Here is a 22470-nt window from a genome sequence, read left to right as displayed (position 1 = left end):
ATACCGGGGGTGCCGGGCGGGCCGGGCGGACCGGGAATGCCGGGAGCACCGGGGCCGCCGGGGAGAATGCCGCCCGCGGGGTCCGGGAACCCGGCCGGCTGCGCCCCGCCGCCGGGGAGGCCGCCGTCCGCGGCCCCGCCGTTCAGAGCTTGGTGCCGCGCTGGACCTGCGGCTTCGGCAGGCGCAGCCGGCGCATCTGGAGCGTCCGCATCAAGCCGTACAGGACCACGCCCTTGACGTTCTTGTCCGCGAACCGCTGCCGGACCTGCGAGCGCAGCCGCATCCCCGTGATGACGGAGTCGACCACGATGGCCACGATCACCACCAGCCACAGCAGCAGCGACAAGTTCTGCAGCGAGCCGATCCGCACCACGCTGAGCACCAGGATCAGCAACGCGACCGGCAGGAAGAACTCGGCGACCCGCATCCGGGAGTCGACGTAGTCGCGGACGAACTTGCGCACCGGGCCCCGGTCGCGGGCGGGCAGATACCGCTCGTCGCCGCCGGCCAGCGCCTGCCGCTGCTTGGCCATGTCGGTGCGGCGGGCCTCGCGGGCCTGCCGGGTCGCGGCCTTGCGGTCGGTGGGCACCACTACGGCCTTGCGGCGCAGATTCTGTGCCTCGCTGCGCTTGGGCGTGGGGCGACCCTTGGGAGCCTGCGGGTCGCGGGACTGGTCCTCGAGCACGGCGGTGCCGGTGGTGGAGGACGGCTCATCTGAGGAACGGCGTCGGAACACGTCCTCCAGGTTACGTGGTCCGGGCGCCCCGCCCCACGCCCCCGGCGTACTCCCTGCGGCCCGGGTGGCCGAACCGTGATCGTCCTTGCGGATGAGCGCATCCGGCGCCGAACAGTGCGGTAATGGAACCATGGCCCGTACGCTGGGGTCTGTACAGGTGCTGGAGCAGTTGCCGAGAAGGGGGCGCGCGAGGCCCATGAGCGGTGTCATGAAGCGGATGGGATTGATCTTCCGCGCGAAGGCCAACAAGGCCCTGGACCGGGCCGAGGACCCGCGCGAGACGCTCGATTACTCGTACCAGAAGCAGCTCGAACTGCTGCAGAAGGTACGTCGGGGCGTGGCGGACGTCGCCACTTCCCGCAAGCGGCTCGAACTGCAGCTCACGGAGTTGCAGAAGAAGTCCACGACCTATGAGGACCAGGGCCGCAAGGCGCTGGCGCTCGGCCGCGAGGACCTGGCCAGGGAGGCGCTGTCCCGCCGGGCCGCCCTCCAGCAGCAGGTCACCGACCTGGAGACGCAGCACACCACGCTCCAGGGCGAGGAGGAGAAGCTGACGGTCGCCTCCCAGCGGCTGCAGGCCAAGGTGGACGCCTTCCGTACGAAGAAGGAGACCATCAAGGCCACCTACACCGCCGCCCAGGCGCAGACCCAGATCGGCGAGGCCTTCTCGGGCATCTCCGAGGAGATGGGCGACGTCGGGATGGCGATCCAGCGGGCCGAGGACAAGACCGAGCAGCTGCGGGCCCGGGCCGGCGCCCTGGACGAGCTGCTGGCCTCCGGTGCGCTGGACGATCCGAGCGGCCTGGCCAAGGACGACATCCAGGCCGAGCTGGAGCGGCTGTCCGGCGGCAGTGATGTCGAGCTGGAGCTCCAGCGGATGAAGGCGGAGCTGGCGGGCGGCGCCCCCCAGCAGGCGATCGAGGGCGGTCAGAGCGGTCAGACCGCGCAGAATCAGCCGCAGGACACCCCGCGGTTCGACAAGCAGTAGAACAGCGGAGCGCAGGACACGCAGGAGGCACCGGCGGCGCCCGCCGACCGGTGTCCGCACCCAACGCGCCCACGGGCCGAGCCGCCCTGGGCCTACGGAGGAGGCCGTCATGATCGTCCGGATCATGGGGGAGGGCCAGGTGAGGTTGGCGGACGCCCACGTCGCCGAGCTGAACACGCTGGACGTCGAGCTGCTGGCCGCGATCGAGTCCGGCGACGAGGAGGGCTTCCACCGCACGCTGGGCGCCCTGCTCGACGGCGTGCGGCGTCTCGGCGAGCCGCTGCCCGACGAGGCGCTGGAGCCGTCGGAGCTCATTCTGCCGTCCCCGGACGCGACCCTCGAAGAGGTCCGCGCGATGCTCAGCGACGACGGCCTGATCCCGGGCTGAGCGCACGGGGCGCCCGTCCGACCGGCCCCTGCAGCACCTTGCGACCCCGCCACCCACCCAGGGACGGCGGGGTCGAGGCGTATCGCGGCGGGATCCGAGGGCTCCCTGGGTGGATCGTGGTCCCATGACGCGTGATCTTTCGACGCCGCCCGTTGTCCCCGCGGGCTCGCTCGCCGGTTCTCCCCAACCCGTGCTCACCGCCGAGAGGGGCCTGCGCCTACGCCCCTGGGACGGGGGCGACGTGCCCGCGTTCCTCGCCGCTTACCGTGACGAGGAGATCCGCCGGTGGCACACGCGCCGACCCTTGGACGACAGGCAGGTCCAGGAGTGGTTCGACGCCTATCGCGCGGACTGGCAGCAGGAGAAGGGCGGCCACTGGGCGGTCACCCGGGGCGGCGGTGAGGTGCTCGGGCGGATCGCGCTGCGGGGGCTGGACTTCGATGACGGCATCGCCGACGTCGCGTACTGGGTGCTCCCGGCCGCCCGGGGAGCCGGCGTGGCCTCCGGCGCCCTTGCCGCGCTCACCTCCTGGGCGCTGGAAGAGATCGGCTTCCACCGCCTTGAGTTGGACCACTCGACGCGCAACACAGCCTCCTGCAGGGTCGCTTCGAAGTCCGGTTACCTGCTGGAGGGCACCCGGCGCAGCGCCGCGGTGCATGACGACGGACGGCACGACATGCACCTGCACGCCCGCATCCGGGGCGATGTGGCCGGGCCGGCGGTCCGCGTCGGTCTAGGGCAACACCCTTGACGGCAGAGCCAGTTCCGCCGGGCGCATGCCGCGCAGGGCGAGAAAGCCGGCGGTGGTGATCTCCAGGCCGGCGGCGATGCCGACGTCCACCGCCCATTGGGTGTCGGCCAGGATGTGGTCGACGCGGATCGGCTCGCCGGGGGGAGCGGCCAGGAGGGCGGCGGTCAGCAGCCGGGTGGCCAGGCGGCGGGAGGTGGCGGCGAGGGTTTCGACGCGGCCGCCGCGGAGGTAGCAGTAGCCGCTGCCGGCGAGATCGTCGACGACCAGCAGGCGGTAGTGGCGCAGGAGTTCCTCGTGGTCGGCGCCGTGCGCGCCGCCGCGGGTGCGGCGGTCCACGGAGTCCATCAGGTCGCGGTGCCGCTCGGTGCCCTGGTGGACCGGGCCGTCCGGCGCGGGCAGCCGGGCCGGGTCGGGCAGGCCCGACAGCCGCATGGTGGGGTGCAGATGGAACCCGGCGCGTCGGAAGGTGCGGGCGGCCACCGGATGGTCGGGCGCGCAGATCACCCCGCGCAGACAGGCCCGGCCGTGCATCATCGCCCTCGCGAGCAGCGCCTTGCCGACGCCCTTGCCCTGTGCGCCCGGCACCACCGCGAGCAGTGACAGTGCCCAGGTGCCCTCGCGCCGGTAGGACAGCACCGCCCCGACCGGCCCGGCCGCCTGGTCCTCGATCAGCCAGCAGCCGTCGGGGTCGGTACGGGCCAGGTGCCGGGTGCGGCCGTGATGGCGGGCGACCCGCTCGGCGGACCAGCCGCCGGGGCCGGCCGGGCCCCCCGCACCGGCCGCGCCCCAGACCGCGCCGTATCCGGCCTTGAAGCGGGCCGCCGAAGGGGCGCCGTACAGCTCGTGCGAGGCGCCGAAGGCGGCCGCGGAGATCTCCCGGACCACCTCCGCGTCCTCCTCGTCGTCACGGACGGGTCGAAGGATCACCCCTCCATCATTGCCCGTCGCCTTACGGCAGTGCCAGCATCTGCTCAAGTGCCAGCTTGGCGAAGTGCTCGGTCTCGGCGTCCACTTGGATCCGGTTCACCAGCTTGCCGTCGGCCAGCGACTCCAACGTCCAGACCAGGTGCGGCAGGTCGATCCGGTTCATGGTGGAGCAGAAGCAGACGGTCTTGTCGAGGAAGACGATCTGCTTGTCCGGGTGGGCCTTGGCCAGCCGCCGTACCAGGTTCAGTTCGGTGCCGAGCGCCCAGGCCGAGCCGGCCGGCGCCTCCGCCAGCCGCTGGATGATGTGCTCGGTGGAGCCGACGTAGTCCGCCGCCGAGACGACCTCGTGCTTGCACTCGGGGTGCACCAGCACATTGACCCCGGGTATACGGTCCCGGACGTCCTGCACCGACTCCAGCGAGAAGCGCCCGTGCACCGAGCAGTGGCCCCGCCACAGGATCATCTTCGCGGCCCGCAGCTGCTCGACGGTGAGGCCGCCGCCGGGCTTGTGCGGGTTGTAGACCACGCAGTCCTCCAGGGACATGCCCAGGTCGCCGACCGCGGTGTTCCGGCCGAGGTGCTGGTCCGGCAGGAAGAGCACCTTCTCGCCCTTCGCGAACGCCCACTCCAGGGCGCGTTCGGCGTTGGACGAGGTGCAGATGGTGCCGCCGTGCCGACCGGTGAACGCCTTGATGTCCGCGGAGGAGTTCATGTACGACACCGGCACCGTCACCTCGGCGACCCCGGCGTCGGCCAGCACGTCCCAGCATTCGGCGACCTGTTCGGCGCTGGCCATGTCGGCCATCGAGCAGCCGGCCGCCAGGTCCGGCAGGATCACCTGCTGCCGCTCGGAGGTGAGGATGTCCGCGGATTCGGCCATGAAGTGCACCCCGCAGAAGACGATGAACTCCGCCTCCGGCCGGGCGGCGGCGTCCCGCGCCAGCTTGAAGGAGTCGCCGGTGACATCGGCGAACTCGATGACCTCGTCCCGCTGGTAGTGGTGACCGAGGATGAAGACCTTGCTGCCGAGGCGCGCCTTGGCGGCCCGGGCGCGCTCCACCAGGTTCGGGTCCGACGGCGCGGGCAGGTCTCCGGGGCAGTCCACCCCGCGCTCGCTGCGGGGGTCGGACTCGCGGCCGAGCAGGAGCAGCGCGAGCGGCGTGGGCTGGACGTCCAGCGTTTCTGTGGTGGTCACGGGCCCGTAGCCCTTTCTTTGCGTACGCAGACCTTTTCGTCTACTTGACGCTATCTATCATAACCCGTTCGTGTCAGATTGACGATGGCGGTTTCGTCAATGTGACGCATTCGCCGGACGGACCCGGCACGGACCCGACACGGACCCGGCACGGACGCGCACCGAGCCGCACGGAGCCGGACGGTGGACCCCGGGCGTGTGCGAGCATGGGAGGGAATACGTCGGAGTGGACGTGCATCCGACTCGATCCGAAACGGAATGAATCCGCGAGGGCACCCGTTAGATCGATAGCCAGCAGTCCGTACAACCCGGGAGAGAAGCACATGACGGTTCAGGACGAGACCACGACCACGAGCGACGGCATCCTCCTGTCCGACGCTGCCGCCGAAAAGGTGAAGAGCCTGCTCGAGCAGGAAGGCCGCGAGGACCTGGCGCTGCGTGTCGCGGTCCAGCCCGGCGGCTGCTCCGGCCTGCGTTACTCGCTCTTCTTCGACGAGCGTTCGCTCGACGGCGATGTCCTCAAGGAGTTCGGCAGCGTCAAGGTCGTCACGGACCGGATGAGTGCCCCCTACCTGGGCGGTGCCTCCATCGACTTCGTGGACACCATCGAGAAGCAGGGCTTCACGATCGACAACCCGAACGCGACCGGCTCCTGCGCCTGCGGAGACTCCTTCCACTGACGGCGCGGGCCGGCGACGGCCCGGGTCTGTGGCAGCAGGAGCACTTGAGCAGGAGAAAGCGGCGGCACCCCCACCAGGTGCCGCCGCTTTCCTGTGCGACAGCCGATCACTGTCCCCTGATCGGCTGCCCGTCCGAGGTGTCCACCACCGTGCGGCTGCCCAGCGGCCGCTGGAGATCGACCGTCCGGGTGAAATCACGGACGATCATCGGGCACATCCGGTGCTTTCCGTCCGATGCCTGCGTCACCGTGACCCGTACCTCGGTGCCGGTCTCGGCGGCCACCGCCCGGTACGTGCTGCAAAGGCCGCCGGAGAAGGTGACGTCGAGGGTGCTGCCGTCGGCGTGGTAGCCGGTCACCTTCACGTCCTGGGCGGGGGCGGCGGGAGCGGTGGGCGCGGGGTCGCCCGGTCGGGCGGGCACCGGGGGCTTCGCCGGACCGCCCGGCAGCTTCGGACCGCCGGGGTCGATCGGGGCGGTCGGCGGCACCGGCGGGGGGCCGCCGGGGGAGGCCGTACCGGGACCGCCCGACGGACCGCCCGGGGTCTGGAGGAACGCGGGATCCACGGCCGGTTCGGCCACCACGGAGGTGTTCGACACCCCGGCGGGCGCGGTGTCGAACAGCCAGCACGGGATCAGGGTCTGCGTGCCCGACACGACGGCGGACGACAGTCCGAAGACCGCGCCGCGCACCTGGGTGGGATGGCCGTTGCCCGGTACGCACGGCAGGGTGCGCGGCAGTTTCTTGTCGGTCCCCGGGCCGCTCGGGGCGGCCGGTACCGCGGGTGTCGGCGGCACCAGCGGCACCAGGCAGGACGAGACGCCGTGGTCCGGCGGGGTCGGTGAACCCGCGGCGAGCCGCTGGAAGGCGGCCTGCGCGGAGACCACCGGATACGTGGCGCCCTTGGCCAGCGCGGACAGCCGCCCGGACGCCCGGGTCAGGGCGCCGTTCGGGCCGACGTCCAGTTCGGTGCGCCAGCCGGTGGTCGGCAGTCCGCCCACCACCGGGTCGGCGGTGACCAGCCGCTCGGGGCCGATCGTCTGGGCCGCGTCGATCCGGGCGGCCCCGGACAGCCCCAGCCCGTCGAGCACCGCGGTCGCCACCGCCTCGGCCTTGGGCGCGGACACCGGGGACCCGGCCGGATCGGCGGGACCGGCCGGACTGGCCGGATCGGTGGGAGGGGACGGCGGGGCCGGCGGACGGACCGGGACCGCGGCCGGTCCGCCGCCGGTGTAGGACCAGTTGCCCGGTGCGGCCCGGCTCACCAGCAGCGCGGGCCCGGCGCCGGTCGTCGGCCCGACATGCCAGGCGGTGCCGTCGGACACCGCCGGACCGCCGACCCCGAGCAGCGCGGCCAGCCGCTCGACCTGCGCCGCGCTCACCTCGGCCGCGGGCCGGTAGACGGCCGCTGACTTCGGACCCGCGGGCAGGCTGCCGGTCAGCTGGTACGTGACGCCGCCGCCCGTGACGCTCTGCGCGGGGACAGCGGGATCACCGAGGCGCAACGCGGCCGGTGTGGCCCGCGCGGCCTTCCCGCCGCTGCCCCCGGCCGCGTTCGCCGCCCAGTACGCTCCGCCGACGCCGGCCAGCAGCACGGCCGCGGCCACCGCGCCCGCCGTCACCCGCGACCTGCGGGCGGGCCGGCCACGGACGGGCTCGGCCTCCTCGTCGAACCGGTGTGCCGTACCGGCGACGCTGTCGTCACTGCGTTCGACGCTGTTGTCGTCGCGTTCGGTGCTCACCGTGTGCTCCTTCGGCTCTGCATACCGTCAGATGCCGATGGGACGCGGCGCACCACGATCCGGTTCCGCCGAACGGGTGAGCGGGTGGGCGGGTGAGCGGACGCGCGGAGGAGGCGGGCGGAATCAGTCGCCGTACTCCGACATCCCGTCCACCAGGTGCGCGGATGCGGCCGACACGCTGATGCCGTGCGGGCCGACCGGAGCGGCGACGGCCTGCGCCGTGGCGGCCGGGGTCTTCCAGTGCGGCGCCATCCGCCGGCTGTCACCGATCAACTGCTCCAGCGAGTCGGGATCGGCGAGCGGGGAAGACGGTGGTACGACCGGCGGGACAGATCTCATACCTCGACCCTAGGCACGCACAGGCACGGGAGAAAGCCCTACTATCAGGTAGTTTCGCCGTGTCCTCGGAAGCTCCCGGAAATCCCCCGGGCCTCCCCGCGTGCTGCCCACCCCGTCCCGACGCGTATTCTCCCCTTCTCCCCGCCTCCAGGAGTCCTCGCCGTGCGCATCGCTGTCACCGGATCCATCGCCACCGACCATCTGATGACCTTTCCCGGCCGGTTCGCCGACCAGCTCGTCGCCGAGCAGCTGCACACGGTGTCGCTGTCCTTCCTCGTGGACGCGCTCGACGTGCGCCGCGGCGGAGTCGGCGCCAACATCTGCTTCGGGATGGGCCAGCTCGGCACCCGGCCGGTCCTGGTCGGCGCGGCGGGCAACGACTTCGGCGAGTACCGGGCCTGGCTGGAGCGGCACGGCGTGGACACCGACTCGGTCCGCATCTCCGAGGTGCTGCACACCGCCCGCTTCATCTGCACCACCGACCGCGACCACAACCAGATCGGCTCCTTCTACACCGGTGCGATGAGCGAGGCCCGGCAGATCGAGCTCCAGACGGTGGCGGAGCGGGTCGGCGGCCTGGACCTGGTGTCGATCGGCGCCGACGACCCGGAGGCGATGATCCGGCACACCGAGGAGTGCCGCTCCCGGGGCATCCCGTTCGCGGCCGACTTCTCCCAGCAGATCGCCCGGATGGACGGCGACGACATCCGGGTGCTGGTGGACGGCGCGGCGTACCTGTTCAACAACGAGTACGAGAAGGGCCTGATCGAGAGCAAGACCGGCTGGTCCGCCGAGGAGATCCTGGACCGGGTCGGCACCTGGGTCACCACGCTGGGCCCGCACGGGGTGCGGATCGAGCGGAAGGGCGAGCCGGCCATCGAGGTCGGCTGCGCGGAGGAAGAGGCCAAGGTCGACCCGACCGGCGTCGGCGACGGCTTCCGGGCCGGCTTCCTGTCCGGCCTGGCGTGGGGCGTCGGCCTGGAGCGGGCGGCGCAGATCGGGTGCATGCTGGCGACTCTGGTCATCGAGACGCTGGGCACGCAGGAGTACGAGTTGCGGCGCGGGCACTTCATGGACCGCTTCACGAAGGCGTACGGGGACGAGGCGGCGGGGGAGGTCCGCAAGTACCTGCACGCCTGACGGCTGGTCGTGGGGGGTGGGCGGCGGCCCGTCGCGGTGTCCTCAAGCGCCGGACGGGCTGAAAGACGTCCTCAAGCGCCGGACGGGCTGGTTTTTGCTGGGCGTGGGCCGGTTGTCCTCATGCGCCGGACGGGCTGAAAGATGTCCTCAAGCGCCGGACGGGCTGAAGACGTCCTCAAGCGCCGGACGGGCTGGTTTTGGTGGGTGTCGGGAAGACGTCATCGCGCGGTGGGGCGGGTGGTGGCGGGTCTTAGGTGCGGCGGCGGATCTGGTAGGCGGTGCCGCGGGTGGCGGGGTGTTCGCCGATGTAGTCCTGGTCGCGCATCGCGCACCAGGCCGGGATGTCGAGGCGGGCGGCCTCGTCGTCGGACAGGACGGTGATCAGGCCGCCGACCGGCACGTCGCCGATCACCTTGGCCAGCTCGATCACCGGGATGGGGCAGCGCTTGCCGAGGGAGTCCACCACGAGGTCCGCGGACGCCCCGGCGGCGGACGCGGCGGCGGACGCGGGTCCGGACGTTCGGCCGGCGGGCGGCGCCCCGAGGCGGCCGCGGACCTCGGCGACGACCTCCGGCAGTACGGCGAGGAATCGCGTCACCTCCTCCTCGCCGGTGCCGGCCGGCAGGGACACCCGCACATTGCCCTCCGACAGGACACCCATCGCCTTGAGCACATGGCTCGGTGTCAGCGTGCTGGACGTGCAGGACGAGCCGGAGGACACCGAGAAGCCCGCCCGGTCCAGGCCGGTCAGCAGCGCCTCGCCGTCCACGTAGAGGCAGGAGAAGGTGACCAGATGCGGCAGGCGCAGCCGGTCGTGGCCCACCACCTCGACATCGGGGACGAGTTGCGGCACGCGGGTCCTGATCCGGTCCACCAGCGCGGACAGCCGTACCGCCTCCGCCGCCGCCTCGGCCCGCACCGCCCGCAGGGACGCCGCGGCCGCCACGATGGCCGGCAGGTTCTCAAAACCGGGGGCGCGTCCCGACTCCCGGTCGTCCGCGGGCTCCTGGGGTGCGAAGCGGGTGCCCTTGCGCACGGCCAGCAGCCCCACGCCGGGCGGGCCGCCCCACTTGTGCGCGCTGCCGGCCAGCAGCGACCAGGCGCCCGGCACCGGACCCCACGCCAGCGACTGCGCCGCGTCCACCAGCAGCGGCACTCCCGCCGCCCGGCAGGCGTCGGCCACTTCGGCCACCGGCTGCACCGTGCCCACCTCGTGGTTGGCGGACTGCAGGCAGGCCAGCGCGGTGTCGGTGCGCAGCGCCGCCGCGAACTCCCCGGCATCCACCCGCCCGGCGCGGTCCACGCCCACCGCGGTGGTGTCGAAGGGCTCGGCGGCGTGCAGCACCGCCGAGTGCTCCACCGCGGAGTGCACCAGATGGCGACCCGTGCGGTGGCGGCCCGCGGCGGCGCCCGCCACCGCCGCGTGCAGCGCGCGCGTCCCCGAAGGGGTGAACACCAGCTCGTCCGGGCGGCAGCCGACCGCCGCCGCGGCGGCCTCGCGCGCCGCGTCCAGCAGCAACCGGGCCCGCCTGCCCTCGCGGTACAGCCGGGCCGGGTCCGCCCAGCCCTCGTCGAGCGCGGCGATCAGCGCCTGACGTGCCACGGGGTGCAGCGGAGCGGCCGAAGCCGTGTCGAAATAGGGCATGCCGGAACGCTACAACCCGGGTACGACAAGAGGTCGGCGCGGTGTCAGAAGACCGGCGGAGGGCGGCACTCCATACCTTCCGGGTGAGGCCCGGCGCGTTGGACCCCCTCCCCGCGTGACCCCAAATAGCGTCCAGTAGGGTTTGGTCCGCATAAACATCCACACCTAATGTGCCCGCGCGCGGGCCGACCGACCAGCAGACGGCCGGAACACTCGTAACGCGCGGCCGAGACTCTCGGGAAGGCGCTACGTGAGTCCCAACGGCTCCGACCTCCCCCACGGCCCTGCGGGCGTGGGTGGCACCCCCGCGTCGCGGCGCCCGATGCGGCGATGGCTGCCGCAGGCGCTGGTCGCGGGACTGGTCCTTGCGACCGCCTCTGGTTGTTCGTACAAGGACTATCCCCGCCTGGGCATGCCCAGCCCGGCCACGGAACAGGCACCCAGGATTCTTGCCCTCTGGCAGGGTTCCTGGGCCGCCGCACTGGCCACGGGCGCGCTCGTCTGGGGTCTGATCCTGTGGAGCGTGATCTTCCACCGGCGCAGCCGGACCAAGATCGAGGTCCCTCCGCAGACCCGGTACAACATGCCGATTGAGGCGCTGTACACCATCGTCCCGATCATCGTGATCGCGGTGCTCTTCTACTTCACCGCTCGCGACGAGTCGAAGATCCTGGACACGTCCAAGAAGCCGCAGCACGTGGTCAACGTGGTGGGCTTCCAGTGGAGCTGGGGCTTCAACTACGTCGAGAACGTGGACGGCAACCCGGCCACCCCGGTGGGCGTGCCGAAGGAACTGTCCTCGATCCCGGCGAACAAGCTGGATCTGCCGCCCGGCGCCGAGGGCGTCTACGACATCGGCACCCCGTCGAGCAAGAACCCGGACACCGGTCTTCCCGGCCCGACCCTCTGGCTGGCCGAGGGCCAGTCGGTGCGCTTCGTGCTGACCTCCCGTGACGTGATCCACTCCTTCTGGGTGATTCCCTTCCTGATGAAGATGGACGTCATCCCCGGCCACACCAACGTCTTCCAGGTGACTCCGAACAAGCTCGGCACCTTCGAGGGCAAGTGCGCCGAGCTGTGCGGCCAGGACCACTCCCGGATGCTCTTCAACGTCAAGGTCGTGACGCCGGCCCAGTACCAGCAGCACCTCAAGGACCTGGCGGCGAAGGGCCAGACCGGTTACATCCCGGCCGGCATTGCCACCACGGGCAACGCGAAGAACTCGGAGCCCAAGACCACATGAGCATTCTCAACGAACCGGCGGGGGCGGCCCCCGTCGAGGACGATTCCTACGCGGACGAACTGCCGGTCCGTACCAAGCGCCCCGGCTCGGTGGTGGTCTCGTGGCTGACCACCACCGACCACAAGACGATCGGCACCCTGTACCTGGTGACGTCGTTCGTCTTCTTCCTCATCGGCGGCGTGCTGGCGCTGATGATGCGGGCCGAGCTCGCCCGGCCGGGCAATCAGTTCCTGTCGAACGAGCAGTTCAACCAGGCGTTCACGATGCACGGCACCGTGATGCTGCTGATGTTCGCCACCCCGCTGTTCGCCGGCTTCACCAACTGGATCATGCCGCTGCAGATCGGCGCGCCCGACGTGGCGTTCCCCCGGCTGAACATGTTCGCCTACTGGCTCTACCTGTTCGGCTCGCTGATCGCGGTCGGCGGCTTCGTCACCCCGCAGGGCGCGGCCGACTTCGGCTGGTTCGCGTACTCGCCGCTGTCCGACGCGGTGCACTCGCCGGGTGTCGGCGGCGACATGTGGATCATGGGTCTGGCGCTGTCCGGCTTCGGCACCATCCTCGGCGCCGTCAACTTCATCACCACGATCATCTGCATGCGCGCGCCCGGTATGACGATGTTCCGGATGCCGATCTTCTGCTGGAACGTGCTGCTGACCGCCGTTCTGGTCCTGCTCGCCTTCCCGGTGCTGGCCGCCGCGCTGCTCGCGCTGGAGGCGGACCGAAAATTCGGTGCGCATGTATTCGACTCGGCCAATGGCGGCGCGCTGCTCTGGCAACACCTCTTCTGGTTCTTCGGCCATCCAGAGGTGTACATCATCGCGCTGCCGTTCTTCGGCATCATCTCCGAGGTCATTCCGGTCTTCAGCCGCAAGCCGATGTTCGGCTACATCGGCCTGATCGCCGCGACGATTTCCATCGCCGGCCTGTCCGTGACGGTGTGGGCGCACCACATGTACGTCACCGGCGGCGTGCTGCTGCCGTTCTTCTCCTTCATGACGTTCCTCATCGCGGTGCCCACCGGGGTGAAGTTCTTCAACTGGATCGGCACCATGTGGAAGGGGTCACTGAGTTTCGAGACCCCGATGCTGTGGGCGATCGGATTCCTGATCACCTTCGCCTTCGGTGGTCTGACCGGTGTCATCCTGGCGGCGCCGCCACTGGACTTCCACGTCTCCGACTCGTACTTCGTGGTGGCGCACTTCCACTACGTGGTCTTCGGCACCGTGGTGTTCGCGATGTTCGCCGGATTCCACTTCTGGTGGCCGAAGATGACCGGCAAGATGCTGGACGAGCGGCTCGGCAAGATCACCTTCTGGACGCTGTTCCTCGGCTTCCACGGCACCTTCCTGGTCCAGCACTGGCTGGGCGCCGAAGGCATGCCGCGCCGCTACGCCGACTACCTGGCCGCGGACGGCTTCACCACCTTGAACACCGTCTCGACCATCAGCTCCTTCCTGCTGGGCCTGTCGATCCTGCCGTTCCTCTACAACGTCTGGAAGACCGCCAAGTACGGCAAGAAGGTGGAAGTCGACGACCCGTGGGGCTACGGCCGTTCGCTGGAGTGGGCGACCTCCTGCCCGCCGCCGCGGCACAACTTCCTCACGCTGCCGCGTATCCGCTCCGAATCCCCGGCGTTCGACCTGCACCACCCGGAGATCGCCGCGGCCGAGCTGCTCGCGAACCCTCCGGACCGGGCTCTGATCGGCAAGCAGCGCACCAGCAGCCCTTCGGTCGCTGAGGGCAAGGAGGACGCCAAGTGAGGATCCAGGGCAAGATGTTCCTCGGCCTGGCCGCCTTCATCCTGGCCACGGCCATCGTCTACGGCTTCTGGTCCAAGGAGCCGGCCGGTACCACCGCGCTGTTCCTGGCCTTCGCGCTGTCGCTGATGATCGGCTTCTACCTGTCCTTCACCGCCCGCCGGGCGGACGCGGGAGCGCAGGACCGGGAAGACGCCGACGTCGCCGACGACGCCGGCGAACTGGGCTTCTTCAGCCCGCACAGCTGGCAGCCGCTCGCCCTGGGCGTCGGCGGCGCGCTGGGCTTCCTCGGCATCATCTTCGGCTGGTGGCTGCTCTTCTTCGCGCTGCCGGTCATCCTGGTCGGCGTGTACGGCTGGGCCTTCGAGTACTACCGGGGCGAGGACCGCACGCAGTAACCCGCGGTTACCGCCCGACGAGCCCGGACACCGTACGGTGTCCGGGCTCGTCCGCGCGTAGCGCGCAAGCGACACGCGGAGGACAGCACCCTTTTGCACGCGCTCGGCGCGCGGAAGCCGGTGCGCGTTCATAGCGTGATCGCATGAACCACCTCCGCTTGAGCCACCATCCCCGGCGCCGCATAGCCGTGCGCTGCGCGCTTCTCATAGCGCCCCTCGCGGTGGGGCTCGCCGCCTGCCAGGGCGACGGGAACCCGCTTGCCGCGCCTCCCCACGAAGCCGCGGCCCAGGTCGCCTTCGCCGCGGCCAGCGGCGGCAAGGCCGACCCCGCCAAGCCCCTGCAAGTCTCCGTCAAGCACGACGGCAGCCGGATAACCGACGTCACCGCCACCGACGGCGCAGGGCGCTTCGTACGCGGTGAACTCAGCTCCGACGGACTGCGGTGGCACTCCACCAGTCCGCTCGCGGCAGGCTCGCACTACACCGTCCGGGTGAGCACCGAGGACTCCGACGGTCATCCCGGCCGCAAGGTGGTCGTCTTCGACACCAGCTCCGCCCAGGCCGGACTGCATGTCACCTTCGGCCCGAACGCCGGCACGTACGGCGTCGGACAGCCGATCACCGCCGCGCTGAACCGCCCGGTCAAGGACCGCGCGGCCCGCGCCTCGGTCGAATCCAGCCTCGTGGTCACCTCGACCCCCCAGGCGGCACCCGGCTCCTGGTACTGGGTGGACGACCGCACCCTGCACTACCGGCCGCAGACCTACTGGCCGGCCCACGCCAAGATCGTGGTCAGAAGCACCCTCAGCGGCGTGAAGGTCCAAAGCGGCGTGCTGGGCGGCGCCGACAAGCCGCTCACCCTGCACACCGGCGACCGGATCGAAGCGATCACCAATGCCGCCACCGACCATATGACGTTCAAGGACAACGGCAAGGTCGTCAAGACCCTCCCCGTCACCACCGGAAAGCCGGGCTTCGACACCCGCAACGGCCTCAAGGTGGTGCTGGCCAAGGAGTCGTTCGTCCAGATGAAGAGCCAGAGCATCGGCATCGCGGCCGGCAGCTCCGACTCCTACGACCTGCCGGTCTACTGGGCCACCCGGGTGACCTGGAGCGGTGAGTACGTGCACGCCGCGCCCTGGTCCGAAGGCTCCCAGGGATCCGCCAACGTCAGCCACGGCTGCACGGGCATGAGCACGGAGAACGCCAAGTGGTTCTTCGACCATGTGCGGCAGGGCGACATCGTGAACGTCATCAACAGCAAGGGCCCCCGGATGACGCCCTTCGACAACGGCTTCGGCGACTGGAACCTCAGCTGGGCCCAGTGGCAGAAGGGCAGTGCGCTCAACGCGCCTGCCAAGGGAACCCAGGCCGGCGCGAAGACCGCCGCGACGGCCCCGGCCCGCTTGCGCCCGGAGACCGCGTAATCATCCGCGCGGCCTCGCCTCCGGGCGCGTTGCCTACCGGGTCGCGACGGTCTGGACGACCGGCGCGATCCGGTGGCGCAGCAGTGTCACCAGCGTCTCGGACAGCGCCACCGGGTCAACGGGGTGAGTGATCGCCGCGTCCGCCCGGCTCCAGGTGGCCAGCCACGCGTCCTGCGGGCGGCCGATCAGGACCAATACCGGCGGGCAGCGGAAGATCTCGTCCTTGATCTGGCGGCCCACCCCCATGCCGCCGGCCGGATTGGCCTCGCCGTCCAGCACGCACAGATCGATCCCACCGCGCTCCAGTTGCTCCAGGACGGCGGGGAGCGTCGCGCACTCCACGTACTCCACCGGCGGCAGATCTGCGGCAGGCCTGCGGCCGACGGCGAGCCGGACCTGCTCCCGGGTGTTCGCGTCGTCGCTGTAGACCAGCACGGTGGCGGTCGCCTGCATCCTGGTTCCTCCTGGTCGGCATCCTCGTGAACGCGTTCTCAAGTGTGTCGGATGCTACTCCCGCCAGTGCCTCCCCGAGGAGGGTTCGGACCCCGTGAAGATCCCGGACGGGTCGGACCGACGGACCGTCATCCGCGGATCGGTGACCCCCATCACCCGTTCGGGCGACGGCTGGCCGCAGGCCGGCGGGTCCCGCCAGGGCATGGACACACCGAAGGGGACCCCCGGAGTGAGCGCCGGATAAGCGACCGACATAATGTCGGACGTGGCGACAGCAACAGCAGTAGAAACCGGGCACGCGCACCCGTCGGTCAACCGGCCGAACCTCACCAGCGTCGGAACCATCATCTGGCTGAGTTCCGAGCTGATGTTCTTCGCGGCCCTCTTCGCGATGTACTTCACGCTCCGGTCGGTGACGGGTGAAGTCTTCTGGAAGGAGCACGCGCACGCCCTGAACGTGCCGTTCTCCGCGACGAACACCACGATCCTGGTGCTCTCCTCCTTCACCTGCCAGATGGGCGTCTTCGCCGCCGAACGCGGTGACGTGAAGAAACTCCGCTCCTGGTTCATCGTGACCTTCATCATGGGCGCGGTGTTCATCGGCGGGCAGATCTTCGAGTACACCAACCTGGTCAGGAAGGACGGGATCTCGCTCAGCTCGGACCCGTACGGCTCGGTGTTCTATCTGACCACCGGCTTCCACGGTCTGCATGTGACGGGCGGTCTGATCGCGTTCCTGCTGGTGCTCGGACGAACGTACGCGGCCAAGCGGTTCACCCATCAGCAGGCCACCGCTGCCATCGTCGTGTCCTACTACTGGCACTTCGTCGATGTGGTCTGGATCGGCCTCTTCGCCACGATCTACCTGATCAAGTAGCCGGTCCCGGGCTCCGGACAGACCGGGCAGGCCTCCACAGATTCAGCCAAAGCATCGACACAAGAGATCCTGACACTCGGGGTAATCCGTGAAAAAGCTCTCCGCACGACGACGCCACCCGTTGGCGGCGCTTGTCGTCCTATTCTTCGCGCTCGCGGCCACCGGGGGCCTGTATGCCGCGCTCGCCCCGGCGCCCGACGCGCACGCCGACGACTCGGCTCAGTCCCTGGCCATCGAGCAGGGCAAGAAGCTCTACTCCGTCGGCTGCGCGACCTGCCACGGCATGTCCGGGCAGGGCAGCACCGACGGTCCCAGCCTGGTCGGCGTCGGCAGTGCCGCGGTGGACTTCCAGGTCGGCACCGGCCGGATGCCCGCGCAGGCGCCCGGCGAGCAGGTCGAGCAGCACCCGGTGATCTACAGCCAGGCGGAGATCGACCAGATCGCCGGCTACATCGCCTCGCTCGGCCCGGGTCCGTCCATTCCGACCAAGGACCAGTACAGTCCGGCCGGCGCGGACGAGGCCAAGGGCGGCGAACTGTTCCGCACCAACTGCTCGCAGTGCCACAACTTCGTGGGCAAGGGCGGAGCGCTGACGGAGGGCAAGTTCGCCCCGGCACTCAAGGGCGTCTCCGCCAAGCACATCTACGAGGCGATGGAGACCGGCCCGCAGAACATGCCGTCGTTCCCCGACACCACCATGCCGCAGGACACCAAGGCGGACATCATCGCCTACCTCAAGGCGGTCGACAGCGCTGACAGCCCCAACCCGGGCGGCTTCACGATGGGCAACATCGGTCCGGTCTCGGAAGGCCTGTTCGCCTGGGTCTTCGGTCTCGGCGCGATGATCGCCCTCGCCATCTGGGTCGCCGCCCGGACGACCAAGGCCAAGAAGTCATGAGCGAGACTGGACCTCACAACGACGTGTCTGAGAATCTGCCGAGCGAACACGGCGCCGCCGAGGGCGGCGTAGCGGTCAAGAGCGACCCGTTCGCCAACCCCGGGCTGCCGCCCCACGAGCACCGCCGTCAGGACATCGACGACCGGGCGGCCAAGCACTCCGAGCGCGTGGTGGCGGGCCTGTTCACGCTGTCGATGCTCGGCACCCTCGGATTCATCGCCAGCTTCGTGATCTTCCCGGTCGACAAGATCGTCTTCATCTTCCCGTTCGGTCACGTCAGCGCGCTGAACTTCTCGCTCGGCCTGACCCTCGCGGTGGCGCTGTTCGGCATCGGCGCGGGCGCGGTCCACTGGGCCCGCACCCTGATGTCGGACGAGGAAGTCGCCGACGAGCGGCACCGGGTGGACGCCGACGACGAGCTGCGCGAGAACGTGCGCCAGCAGTGGATCACCGGCGCCAAGGAGAGCGGCTTCGGCCGCCGCAAGCTGATCCGCACCACGATGTTCGGCGCGCTGTCCCTGGTCCCGCTGTCGGGTCTGCTGATCCTGCGCGACCTCGGCCCGCTGCCGGAGGGCAAGCTCGACCACACCCTCTGGGCCAAGGGCAAGGTGTTGATCAACACCAACACCATGGAGCCGCTCAAGCCCGAGGACGTCGCGGTCGGCTCGCTGACCTTCGCGCAGCCCCAGGGCCTGGAGGAGTCCGACGAGGACTTCCAGGAGCAGATCGCCAAGGCCGCGCTGATGATCGTCCGGCTCAAGCCGCAGGACATCAAGGACAAGCGCGAAGCCGACTGGGGCCACGAGGGCATCGTGGCCTTCTCCAAGATCTGCACCCACGTCGGCTGCCCGATCAGCCTGTACGAGCAGCAGACGCACCACGTGCTGTGCCCGTGCCACCAGTCGACCTTCGACCTGTCCGACGGTGCCCGGGTGCTCTTCGGCCCCGCGGGACACCCGCTGCCGCAGCTTCGGATCAGCGTCAACGGTGAGGGGAACCTCATCGCGCTTGGCGACTTCGATGCGCCCGTCGGCCCGGCTTTCTGGGAGCGCTGATGAGTACCACTGACACCTCCACCCGGCCCCGGCCCACCAACCCCGGTGAGCGCGTCGTCGAATGGGCGGACGGCCGGCTCGGCCTGTACAAGCTGGCCAAGTCCAACCTCCGCAAGATCTTCCCGGACCACTGGTCCTTCATGCTCGGCGAAGTCTGCCTCTACAGCTTCACGATCCTCATCCTCACCGGTGTGTATCTGACGCTGTTCTTCCACCCGAGCATGAGCGAGGTCGTGTACCACGGCCCGTACGCGCCGCTGCAGGGCGTGACGATGTCGGACGCGTACGCGTCCACCCTGCACATCAGCTTCGAGGTCCGGGGCGGTCTGCTGATAAGGCAGATCCACCACTGGTCCGCGCTGATCTTCATCGCCGCCATGATCGTGCACATGATGCGCGTGTTCTTCACCGGTGCCTTCCGCCGGCCGCGCGAGATCAACTGGCTGTTCGGCTGGTCGCTGCTCTTCCTGGGCATGTTCACCGGCTTCACCGGCTACTCGCTCCCCGACGACCTGCTGTCCGGCACCGGTGTGCGCTTCATGGAGGGCGCGGTCCTGTCCACGCCGATCGTCGGCACCTATCTGTCGATGTTCCTGTTCGGCGGCGAGTTCCCCGGCCACGACTTCGTGTCCCGGTTCTACTCGATCCACATCCTGCTGCTGCCGGGCCTGATGGCCGGCCTGCTGGTCGCGCACCTGATCCTGGTGTTCTTCCACAAGCACACGCAGTTCCCGGGTGCGGGCAAGACCGAGAAGAACGTCGTCGGCAGCCCGTTCATGCCGATCTACACCGCCAAGGCGGGCGGCTTCTTCTTCCTGGTCTTCGGCGTCATCTCCGCCGTCGCGGCGATCGCCACCATCAACCCGATCTGGGCGGTCGGCCCCTACCGGCCCGACCAGGTGTCCACCGGCGCCCAGCCCGACTGGTACATGGGCTTCTCCGAAGGCCTGATCCGGATCATGCCCGGCTGGGAGATCAGAGGCTGGGGGCACACGCTGGTCCTCGGCGTCTTCATCCCGCTGATGGTCTTCCCGCTGGTGCTGGTGGCCATCGCCGTCTACCCGTTCATCGAGTCCTGGGTGACCGGCGACAAGCGGGAGCACCACCTGCTGGACCGGCCGCGCAACCGTCCGGTGCGCACCGGCTTCGGCGTGGCCTGGCTGACGGTGTACTTCGTGCTGCTGATCGGTGGCGGCAACGACATCGTCGCCACGCACTTCCATCTGTCGATCAACTCGATCACCTGGTTCGTCCGGATCGGCATCTTCGTACTGCCGGCCTTCTCCTTCTGGGCGGCCAAGCGGATCTGCCTGGGACTGCAGCGCCGCGACCGCGACAAGGTGCTGCACGGTCGGGAGACCGGCATCATCAAGCGGCTGCCGCACGGCGAGTTCATCGAGGTGCACGAGCCGTTGTCGCAGCAGCAGCTGCACGTGCTCACCGCGCACGTCCAGCCCCGGCCGATCGACCCCGGACCCGAGGTCGACGAGAACGGTGTGGAGCGCAAGCTCAGCCCGGTCGCGAAGGTCCAGGCACGGCTGTCGCGCAACTTCTACGGCGAGCACAGCCAGATTCCGAAGCCGACGGCCGAGGAGTACGAGGAGATCACTTCGGGGCACGGTCACCACTGACGGTCCCCACCGTCGCCACACCGCTCCCGGGCCGGCCCGGCACCCTCTCTTTCGGGGGGGTGCCGGAGCCGGCCCGGCTGCGTTGTGCGGGACGGCTCCCGGACCTGCCGGGGCGCGGGGAACCAGGCGAGCAACCGGCGCGAGAGCGGCAGCCGGGTGAACGGCCCCGGCGGGCAGGACGTGCCCCGAAGGGGGCCGGGCAGGGCACCCCGAAGGGGCGTGGAGCGGCGACGGGCCCGGGCGGGACGCCGATAGGCTGCACCCTGCCAGAGGGTGAACCCTTTCCAGGAGCGTGACCATGAGCGTTGTGAACCCCGCCGGAGGCACCAGCACCAGCAGGGCTCCGCGGTCCTGGCCCGACCTCCTGACCGCACTGCTGACCGGCCACGACCTGACCGGCGACGACACCGCGTGGGCGATGGACCGCATCATGGGCGGCGAAGCCTCCGATGTGCAGATCGCCGGGTTCGCGGTCGCGCTGCGCGCCAAGGGCGAGACCGTCGAGGAAGTCGCCGGCATGGTCCGTTCCATGTACGCGCACGCCAACCTCATCGAGGTGCCCGGTCCGACCGTCGACATCGTCGGCACCGGCGGCGACCGGGCCAAGACGGTCAACATCTCCACCATGGCCGCGATAGTCGTCGCGGGCACCGGCGCCAAGGTCGTCAAGCACGGCAACCGGGCCGCCTCCTCGGCCAGCGGCGCCTCCGACATACTGGAAAAGCTCGGCGTCAATCTGGAGCTGAGCCCGCTGCGGGTGGCCCAGGTGGCCGAGGAAGCCGGCATCACCTTCTGCTTCGCGGTGAAGTTCCACCCCTCGTTGCGGCATGTGGCCACCGCCCGCGCCGAGTTGGGGGTCGCCACCACCTTCAACTTCCTCGGCCCGCTGACCAACCCGGCCCGGGTACGGGCGCAGGCCACCGGGGTCGCCGACGCGCGGATGGCGCCGATCCTGGCCGGCGTACTGGCCGAACGCGGCTCCTCGGCCCTGGTGTTCCGCGGCGACGACGGCCTGGACGAACTGACCACCACCGCGACGTCCCAGGTGTGGGTGGTGCGCGACGGCACGGTCGAGCAGGTGTCCTTCGACCCCCGTGACGTCGGCCTCGACCTGGTACCGGTCGAGGCGCTGCGCGGCGCCGACGCCGCCCACAACGCCGATGTCGCCCGGCGGCTGTTGGCCGGTGAGACCGGTCCGGTACGGGACGCGGTGCTGCTCAACGCGGCCGCCGCGCTGGTGGCGCTGGAGCCGGCGGAGGGTCCGCTCGAACCGCAAATCGCGGCCGGTCTGGTCCGGGCCGCGCAGTCCGTGGACTCGGGCGCGGCCGCCGCCGTCCTGGAGCGCTGGGCCGCGGCCAGCCACGCGCAGCCGGTCCGGTAGCGGTCCGGCGGCTACGGCCCCGCAGGTCGAGGCACCGTCCGATAGTTGGACGGTGCCTTGCGCGTTCGGCGGCATCTGGCAGAATCCCTCTCAGGTCACGAGTGACAGCGTCAAGGCCCCGGCTCGCTGTCCGGCAACCCTCCGTCCGAGGTGGGGTGCCCCGGGTGAAGACCAGGCTGTGAACAAGCGAGGTTCGCAGCAAGCCGGACTTGGGGAGCTCTGTCATGACCGTCTTCAGCCCTGCCACTGCCGCCGACTGTGACGTCCGCACACCGCTGCCGGTGCTCGGACGCGACGTCCGGGTGCCGCTGGTCACCGGCGGCGAGGTGACCTACGCCGCCCTGGACTACGCGGCCAGCGCGCCCGCCCTCCAGCGGGTCTGGGACGACGTCGCCGCGTACGCCCCCTACTACGGCAGCGTGCACCGCGGCGCCGGCTACCTGTCGCAACTGTCCACCGACCTGTTCGAGCAGAGCCGGGCGACGGTGGCCGCGTTCCTCGGCTGTCGGGCCGACGACGAGGTGATCTTCACCCGCTCCACCACCGACTCGCTCAACCTGCTGGCCGCGGCGCTGCCGGCCGGCACCCAGGTCTTCGTGTTCGAGACCGAGCACCACGCCTCGCTGCTGCCCTGGACCCGTGGGCAGGACGCCCGGGTCACCTGGCTGGCGGCCCCCCGCACCCCCGAGCAGGCGGTCGCCTCGCTCGATGTGGCCCTGCACGGTGCCCCCAAGGGACCCAAGCTGGTGTGCGTCACCGGGGCGTCCAATGTCACCGGGGAGCTGTGGCCGGTCCGCAAGCTGGCCGCCGCCGCGCA

At 70.3% G+C, this 22470-nt stretch carries 22 protein-coding genes and 1 riboswitch; of the genes, 15 read left to right on the top strand and 7 right to left on the bottom strand.

The features are described 5' to 3' along the window. Positions 1-142 precede the first annotated feature (142 nt). Complete coding sequence (locus tag GA0115240_RS34720; RefSeq protein WP_256070207.1) at positions 143-736, bottom strand: DUF3043 domain-containing protein; 594 nt, start codon at positions 734-736, stop codon at positions 143-145. Between the two features lie 196 nt (positions 737-932). On the opposite strand from GA0115240_RS34720, the gene GA0115240_RS34715 reads away from it, so the two are divergent. From GA0115240_RS34715 to GA0115240_RS34705, 3 genes are all read left to right on the top strand, one after another. After that, positions 933-1724, top strand: a complete 792-nt coding sequence (locus GA0115240_RS34715) for a PspA/IM30 family protein (RefSeq protein ID WP_093743047.1) — start codon at positions 933-935, stop codon at positions 1722-1724. A 109-nt stretch (positions 1725-1833) separates the two neighbouring features. After that, entirely contained in the window at positions 1834-2112 is a 279-nt protein-coding gene (locus tag GA0115240_RS34710) for a PspA-associated protein PspAA (protein WP_093743045.1), read from the top strand. Positions 2113-2236: 124 nt separating this feature from the next. After that, positions 2237-2863 (top strand): GNAT family N-acetyltransferase, encoded by a 627-nt coding sequence (locus tag GA0115240_RS34705; protein WP_093743042.1) that lies wholly within the window; start codon positions 2237-2239, stop codon positions 2861-2863. Here the strand turns inward: GA0115240_RS34705 and GA0115240_RS34700 are convergent. Both GA0115240_RS34700 and nadA read right to left on the bottom strand, forming a co-directional pair. After that, complete coding sequence (locus tag GA0115240_RS34700) at positions 2846-3790, bottom strand: GNAT family N-acetyltransferase (RefSeq protein ID WP_093743040.1); 945 nt, start codon at positions 3788-3790, stop codon at positions 2846-2848. The genes GA0115240_RS34705 and GA0115240_RS34700 overlap by 18 nt on opposite strands. Before the next feature lie 22 nt (positions 3791-3812). Next, positions 3813-4985, bottom strand: coding sequence for a quinolinate synthase NadA (gene nadA / locus GA0115240_RS34695; RefSeq protein WP_093743038.1), 1173 nt, complete (start codon positions 4983-4985; stop codon positions 3813-3815). A gap of 323 nt (positions 4986-5308) precedes the next feature. Between nadA and GA0115240_RS34690 the strand changes: the two genes are divergently transcribed. Beyond that, on the top strand, positions 5309-5665 hold the full coding sequence (locus GA0115240_RS34690; RefSeq protein WP_093743036.1) for a HesB/IscA family protein: 357 nt from the start codon (positions 5309-5311) through the stop codon (positions 5663-5665). A 106-nt stretch (positions 5666-5771) separates the two neighbouring features. Here the strand turns inward: GA0115240_RS34690 and GA0115240_RS37525 are convergent, their stop codons facing one another. Next, a complete protein-coding gene (locus GA0115240_RS37525; RefSeq protein WP_161302662.1) occupies positions 5772-7406 on the bottom strand; it encodes a hypothetical protein in 1635 nt (544 codons plus the stop codon). 123 nt (positions 7407-7529) lie between these two features. Beyond that, positions 7530-7745 carry a hypothetical protein gene (locus tag GA0115240_RS34675; RefSeq protein WP_093743030.1) on the bottom strand — a complete coding sequence of 72 codons (216 nt, stop codon included), beginning with the start codon at positions 7743-7745 and terminating at the stop codon, positions 7530-7532. 162 nt (positions 7746-7907) lie between these two features. On the opposite strand from GA0115240_RS34675, the gene GA0115240_RS34670 reads away from it, so the two are divergent. Next, positions 7908-8885, top strand: a complete 978-nt coding sequence (locus tag GA0115240_RS34670; protein ID WP_161302660.1) for a carbohydrate kinase family protein — start codon at positions 7908-7910, stop codon at positions 8883-8885. A gap of 250 nt (positions 8886-9135) precedes the next feature. On the opposite strand, the gene GA0115240_RS34665 is transcribed toward GA0115240_RS34670, so the two are convergent. Next, positions 9136-10530, bottom strand: a complete 1395-nt coding sequence (locus tag GA0115240_RS34665) for a cysteine desulfurase/sulfurtransferase TusA family protein (RefSeq protein ID WP_093743028.1) — start codon at positions 10528-10530, stop codon at positions 9136-9138. A 250-nt stretch (positions 10531-10780) separates the two neighbouring features. On the opposite strand from GA0115240_RS34665, the gene GA0115240_RS34660 reads away from it, so the two are divergent. From GA0115240_RS34660 to GA0115240_RS34645, 4 genes are all read left to right on the top strand, one after another. Beyond that, a complete protein-coding gene (locus tag GA0115240_RS34660) occupies positions 10781-11773 on the top strand; it encodes an aa3-type cytochrome oxidase subunit II (RefSeq protein WP_093743026.1) in 993 nt (330 codons plus the stop codon). Then, positions 11770-13536 carry an aa3-type cytochrome oxidase subunit I gene (gene ctaD / locus GA0115240_RS34655; RefSeq protein WP_093743024.1) on the top strand — a complete coding sequence of 589 codons (1767 nt, stop codon included), beginning with the start codon at positions 11770-11772 and terminating at the stop codon, positions 13534-13536. The genes GA0115240_RS34660 and ctaD overlap by 4 nt, the downstream gene beginning before the upstream one ends. Then, positions 13533-13931: a cytochrome c oxidase subunit 4 gene (locus GA0115240_RS34650; RefSeq protein ID WP_093743022.1), complete on the top strand. Its 399-nt coding sequence runs from the start codon at positions 13533-13535 to the stop codon at positions 13929-13931. Before ctaD ends, GA0115240_RS34650 begins: the two co-directional genes overlap by 4 nt. A gap of 158 nt (positions 13932-14089) precedes the next feature. After that, positions 14090-15358 carry a L,D-transpeptidase gene (locus GA0115240_RS34645; protein WP_093743051.1) on the top strand — a complete coding sequence of 423 codons (1269 nt, stop codon included), beginning with the start codon at positions 14090-14092 and terminating at the stop codon, positions 15356-15358. Positions 15359-15391: 33 nt separating this feature from the next. Here the strand turns inward: GA0115240_RS34645 and GA0115240_RS34640 are convergent, their stop codons facing one another. Continuing rightward, positions 15392-15811 (bottom strand): hypothetical protein, encoded by a 420-nt coding sequence (locus tag GA0115240_RS34640; protein WP_093743021.1) that lies wholly within the window; start codon positions 15809-15811, stop codon positions 15392-15394. Positions 15812-16067: 256 nt separating this feature from the next. Between GA0115240_RS34640 and GA0115240_RS34635 the strand changes: the two genes are divergently transcribed. The 6 genes from GA0115240_RS34635 to GA0115240_RS34610 form a co-directional block, all read left to right on the top strand. Next, on the top strand, positions 16068-16688 hold the full coding sequence (locus tag GA0115240_RS34635) for an aa3-type cytochrome oxidase subunit III (protein WP_093743019.1): 621 nt from the start codon (positions 16068-16070) through the stop codon (positions 16686-16688). A gap of 88 nt (positions 16689-16776) precedes the next feature. Further along, a complete protein-coding gene (locus GA0115240_RS34630; RefSeq protein ID WP_093743017.1) occupies positions 16777-17586 on the top strand; it encodes a cytochrome bc1 complex diheme cytochrome c subunit in 810 nt (269 codons plus the stop codon). Then, positions 17583-18641, top strand: a complete 1059-nt coding sequence (locus GA0115240_RS34625) for a cytochrome bc1 complex Rieske iron-sulfur subunit (RefSeq protein WP_093743015.1) — start codon at positions 17583-17585, stop codon at positions 18639-18641. The genes GA0115240_RS34630 and GA0115240_RS34625 overlap by 4 nt, the downstream gene beginning before the upstream one ends. Then, positions 18641-20272, top strand: coding sequence for a cytochrome bc1 complex cytochrome b subunit (locus GA0115240_RS34620; protein WP_093743013.1), 1632 nt, complete (start codon positions 18641-18643; stop codon positions 20270-20272). The genes GA0115240_RS34625 and GA0115240_RS34620 overlap by 1 nt, the downstream gene beginning before the upstream one ends. Positions 20273-20570: 298 nt before the next feature. Continuing rightward, positions 20571-21653, top strand: a complete 1083-nt coding sequence (trpD, locus tag GA0115240_RS34615; protein WP_093743011.1) for an anthranilate phosphoribosyltransferase — start codon at positions 20571-20573, stop codon at positions 21651-21653. Positions 21654-21746: 93 nt separating this feature from the next. Then, positions 21747-21864: riboswitch (SAM riboswitch) on the top strand. Between the two features lie 13 nt (positions 21865-21877). Beyond that, a partial coding sequence (locus GA0115240_RS34610) for an aminotransferase class V-fold PLP-dependent enzyme (protein WP_141709074.1) occupies positions 21878-22470 on the top strand: 593 nt, incomplete at its 3' end.

Source organism: Streptomyces sp. DvalAA-14, from assembly GCF_900091855.1.
Taxonomy (GTDB): domain Bacteria; phylum Actinomycetota; class Actinomycetes; order Streptomycetales; family Streptomycetaceae; genus Actinacidiphila.
Note: the sequence above shows the minus strand (reverse complement) of the source record. Positions and strands in the feature narration are given on the sequence as shown.

Coding starts and splice junctions, on each gene's coding strand:
- GA0115240_RS34640 (WP_093743021.1), bottom strand. CDS start 15,811: ATGCAGGCGACCGCCACCGTGCTGGTCTACAGCGACGACGCGAACACC.
- GA0115240_RS34705 (WP_093743042.1), top strand. CDS start 2,237: ATGACGCGTGATCTTTCGACGCCGCCCGTTGTCCCCGCGGGCTCGCTC.
- GA0115240_RS34635 (WP_093743019.1), top strand. CDS start 16,068: ATGTCGGACGTGGCGACAGCAACAGCAGTAGAAACCGGGCACGCGCAC.
- GA0115240_RS34620 (WP_093743013.1), top strand. CDS start 18,641: ATGAGTACCACTGACACCTCCACCCGGCCCCGGCCCACCAACCCCGGT.
- GA0115240_RS34710 (WP_093743045.1), top strand. CDS start 1,834: ATGATCGTCCGGATCATGGGGGAGGGCCAGGTGAGGTTGGCGGACGCC.
- GA0115240_RS34715 (WP_093743047.1), top strand. CDS start 933: ATGAGCGGTGTCATGAAGCGGATGGGATTGATCTTCCGCGCGAAGGCC.
- ctaD (WP_093743024.1), top strand. CDS start 11,770: ATGAGCATTCTCAACGAACCGGCGGGGGCGGCCCCCGTCGAGGACGAT.
- GA0115240_RS34690 (WP_093743036.1), top strand. CDS start 5,309: ATGACGGTTCAGGACGAGACCACGACCACGAGCGACGGCATCCTCCTG.
- GA0115240_RS34625 (WP_093743015.1), top strand. CDS start 17,583: ATGAGCGAGACTGGACCTCACAACGACGTGTCTGAGAATCTGCCGAGC.
- GA0115240_RS34665 (WP_093743028.1), bottom strand. CDS start 10,530: ATGCCCTATTTCGACACGGCTTCGGCCGCTCCGCTGCACCCCGTGGCA.
- trpD (WP_093743011.1), top strand. CDS start 20,571: ATGAGCGTTGTGAACCCCGCCGGAGGCACCAGCACCAGCAGGGCTCCG.
- GA0115240_RS34675 (WP_093743030.1), bottom strand. CDS start 7,745: ATGAGATCTGTCCCGCCGGTCGTACCACCGTCTTCCCCGCTCGCCGAT.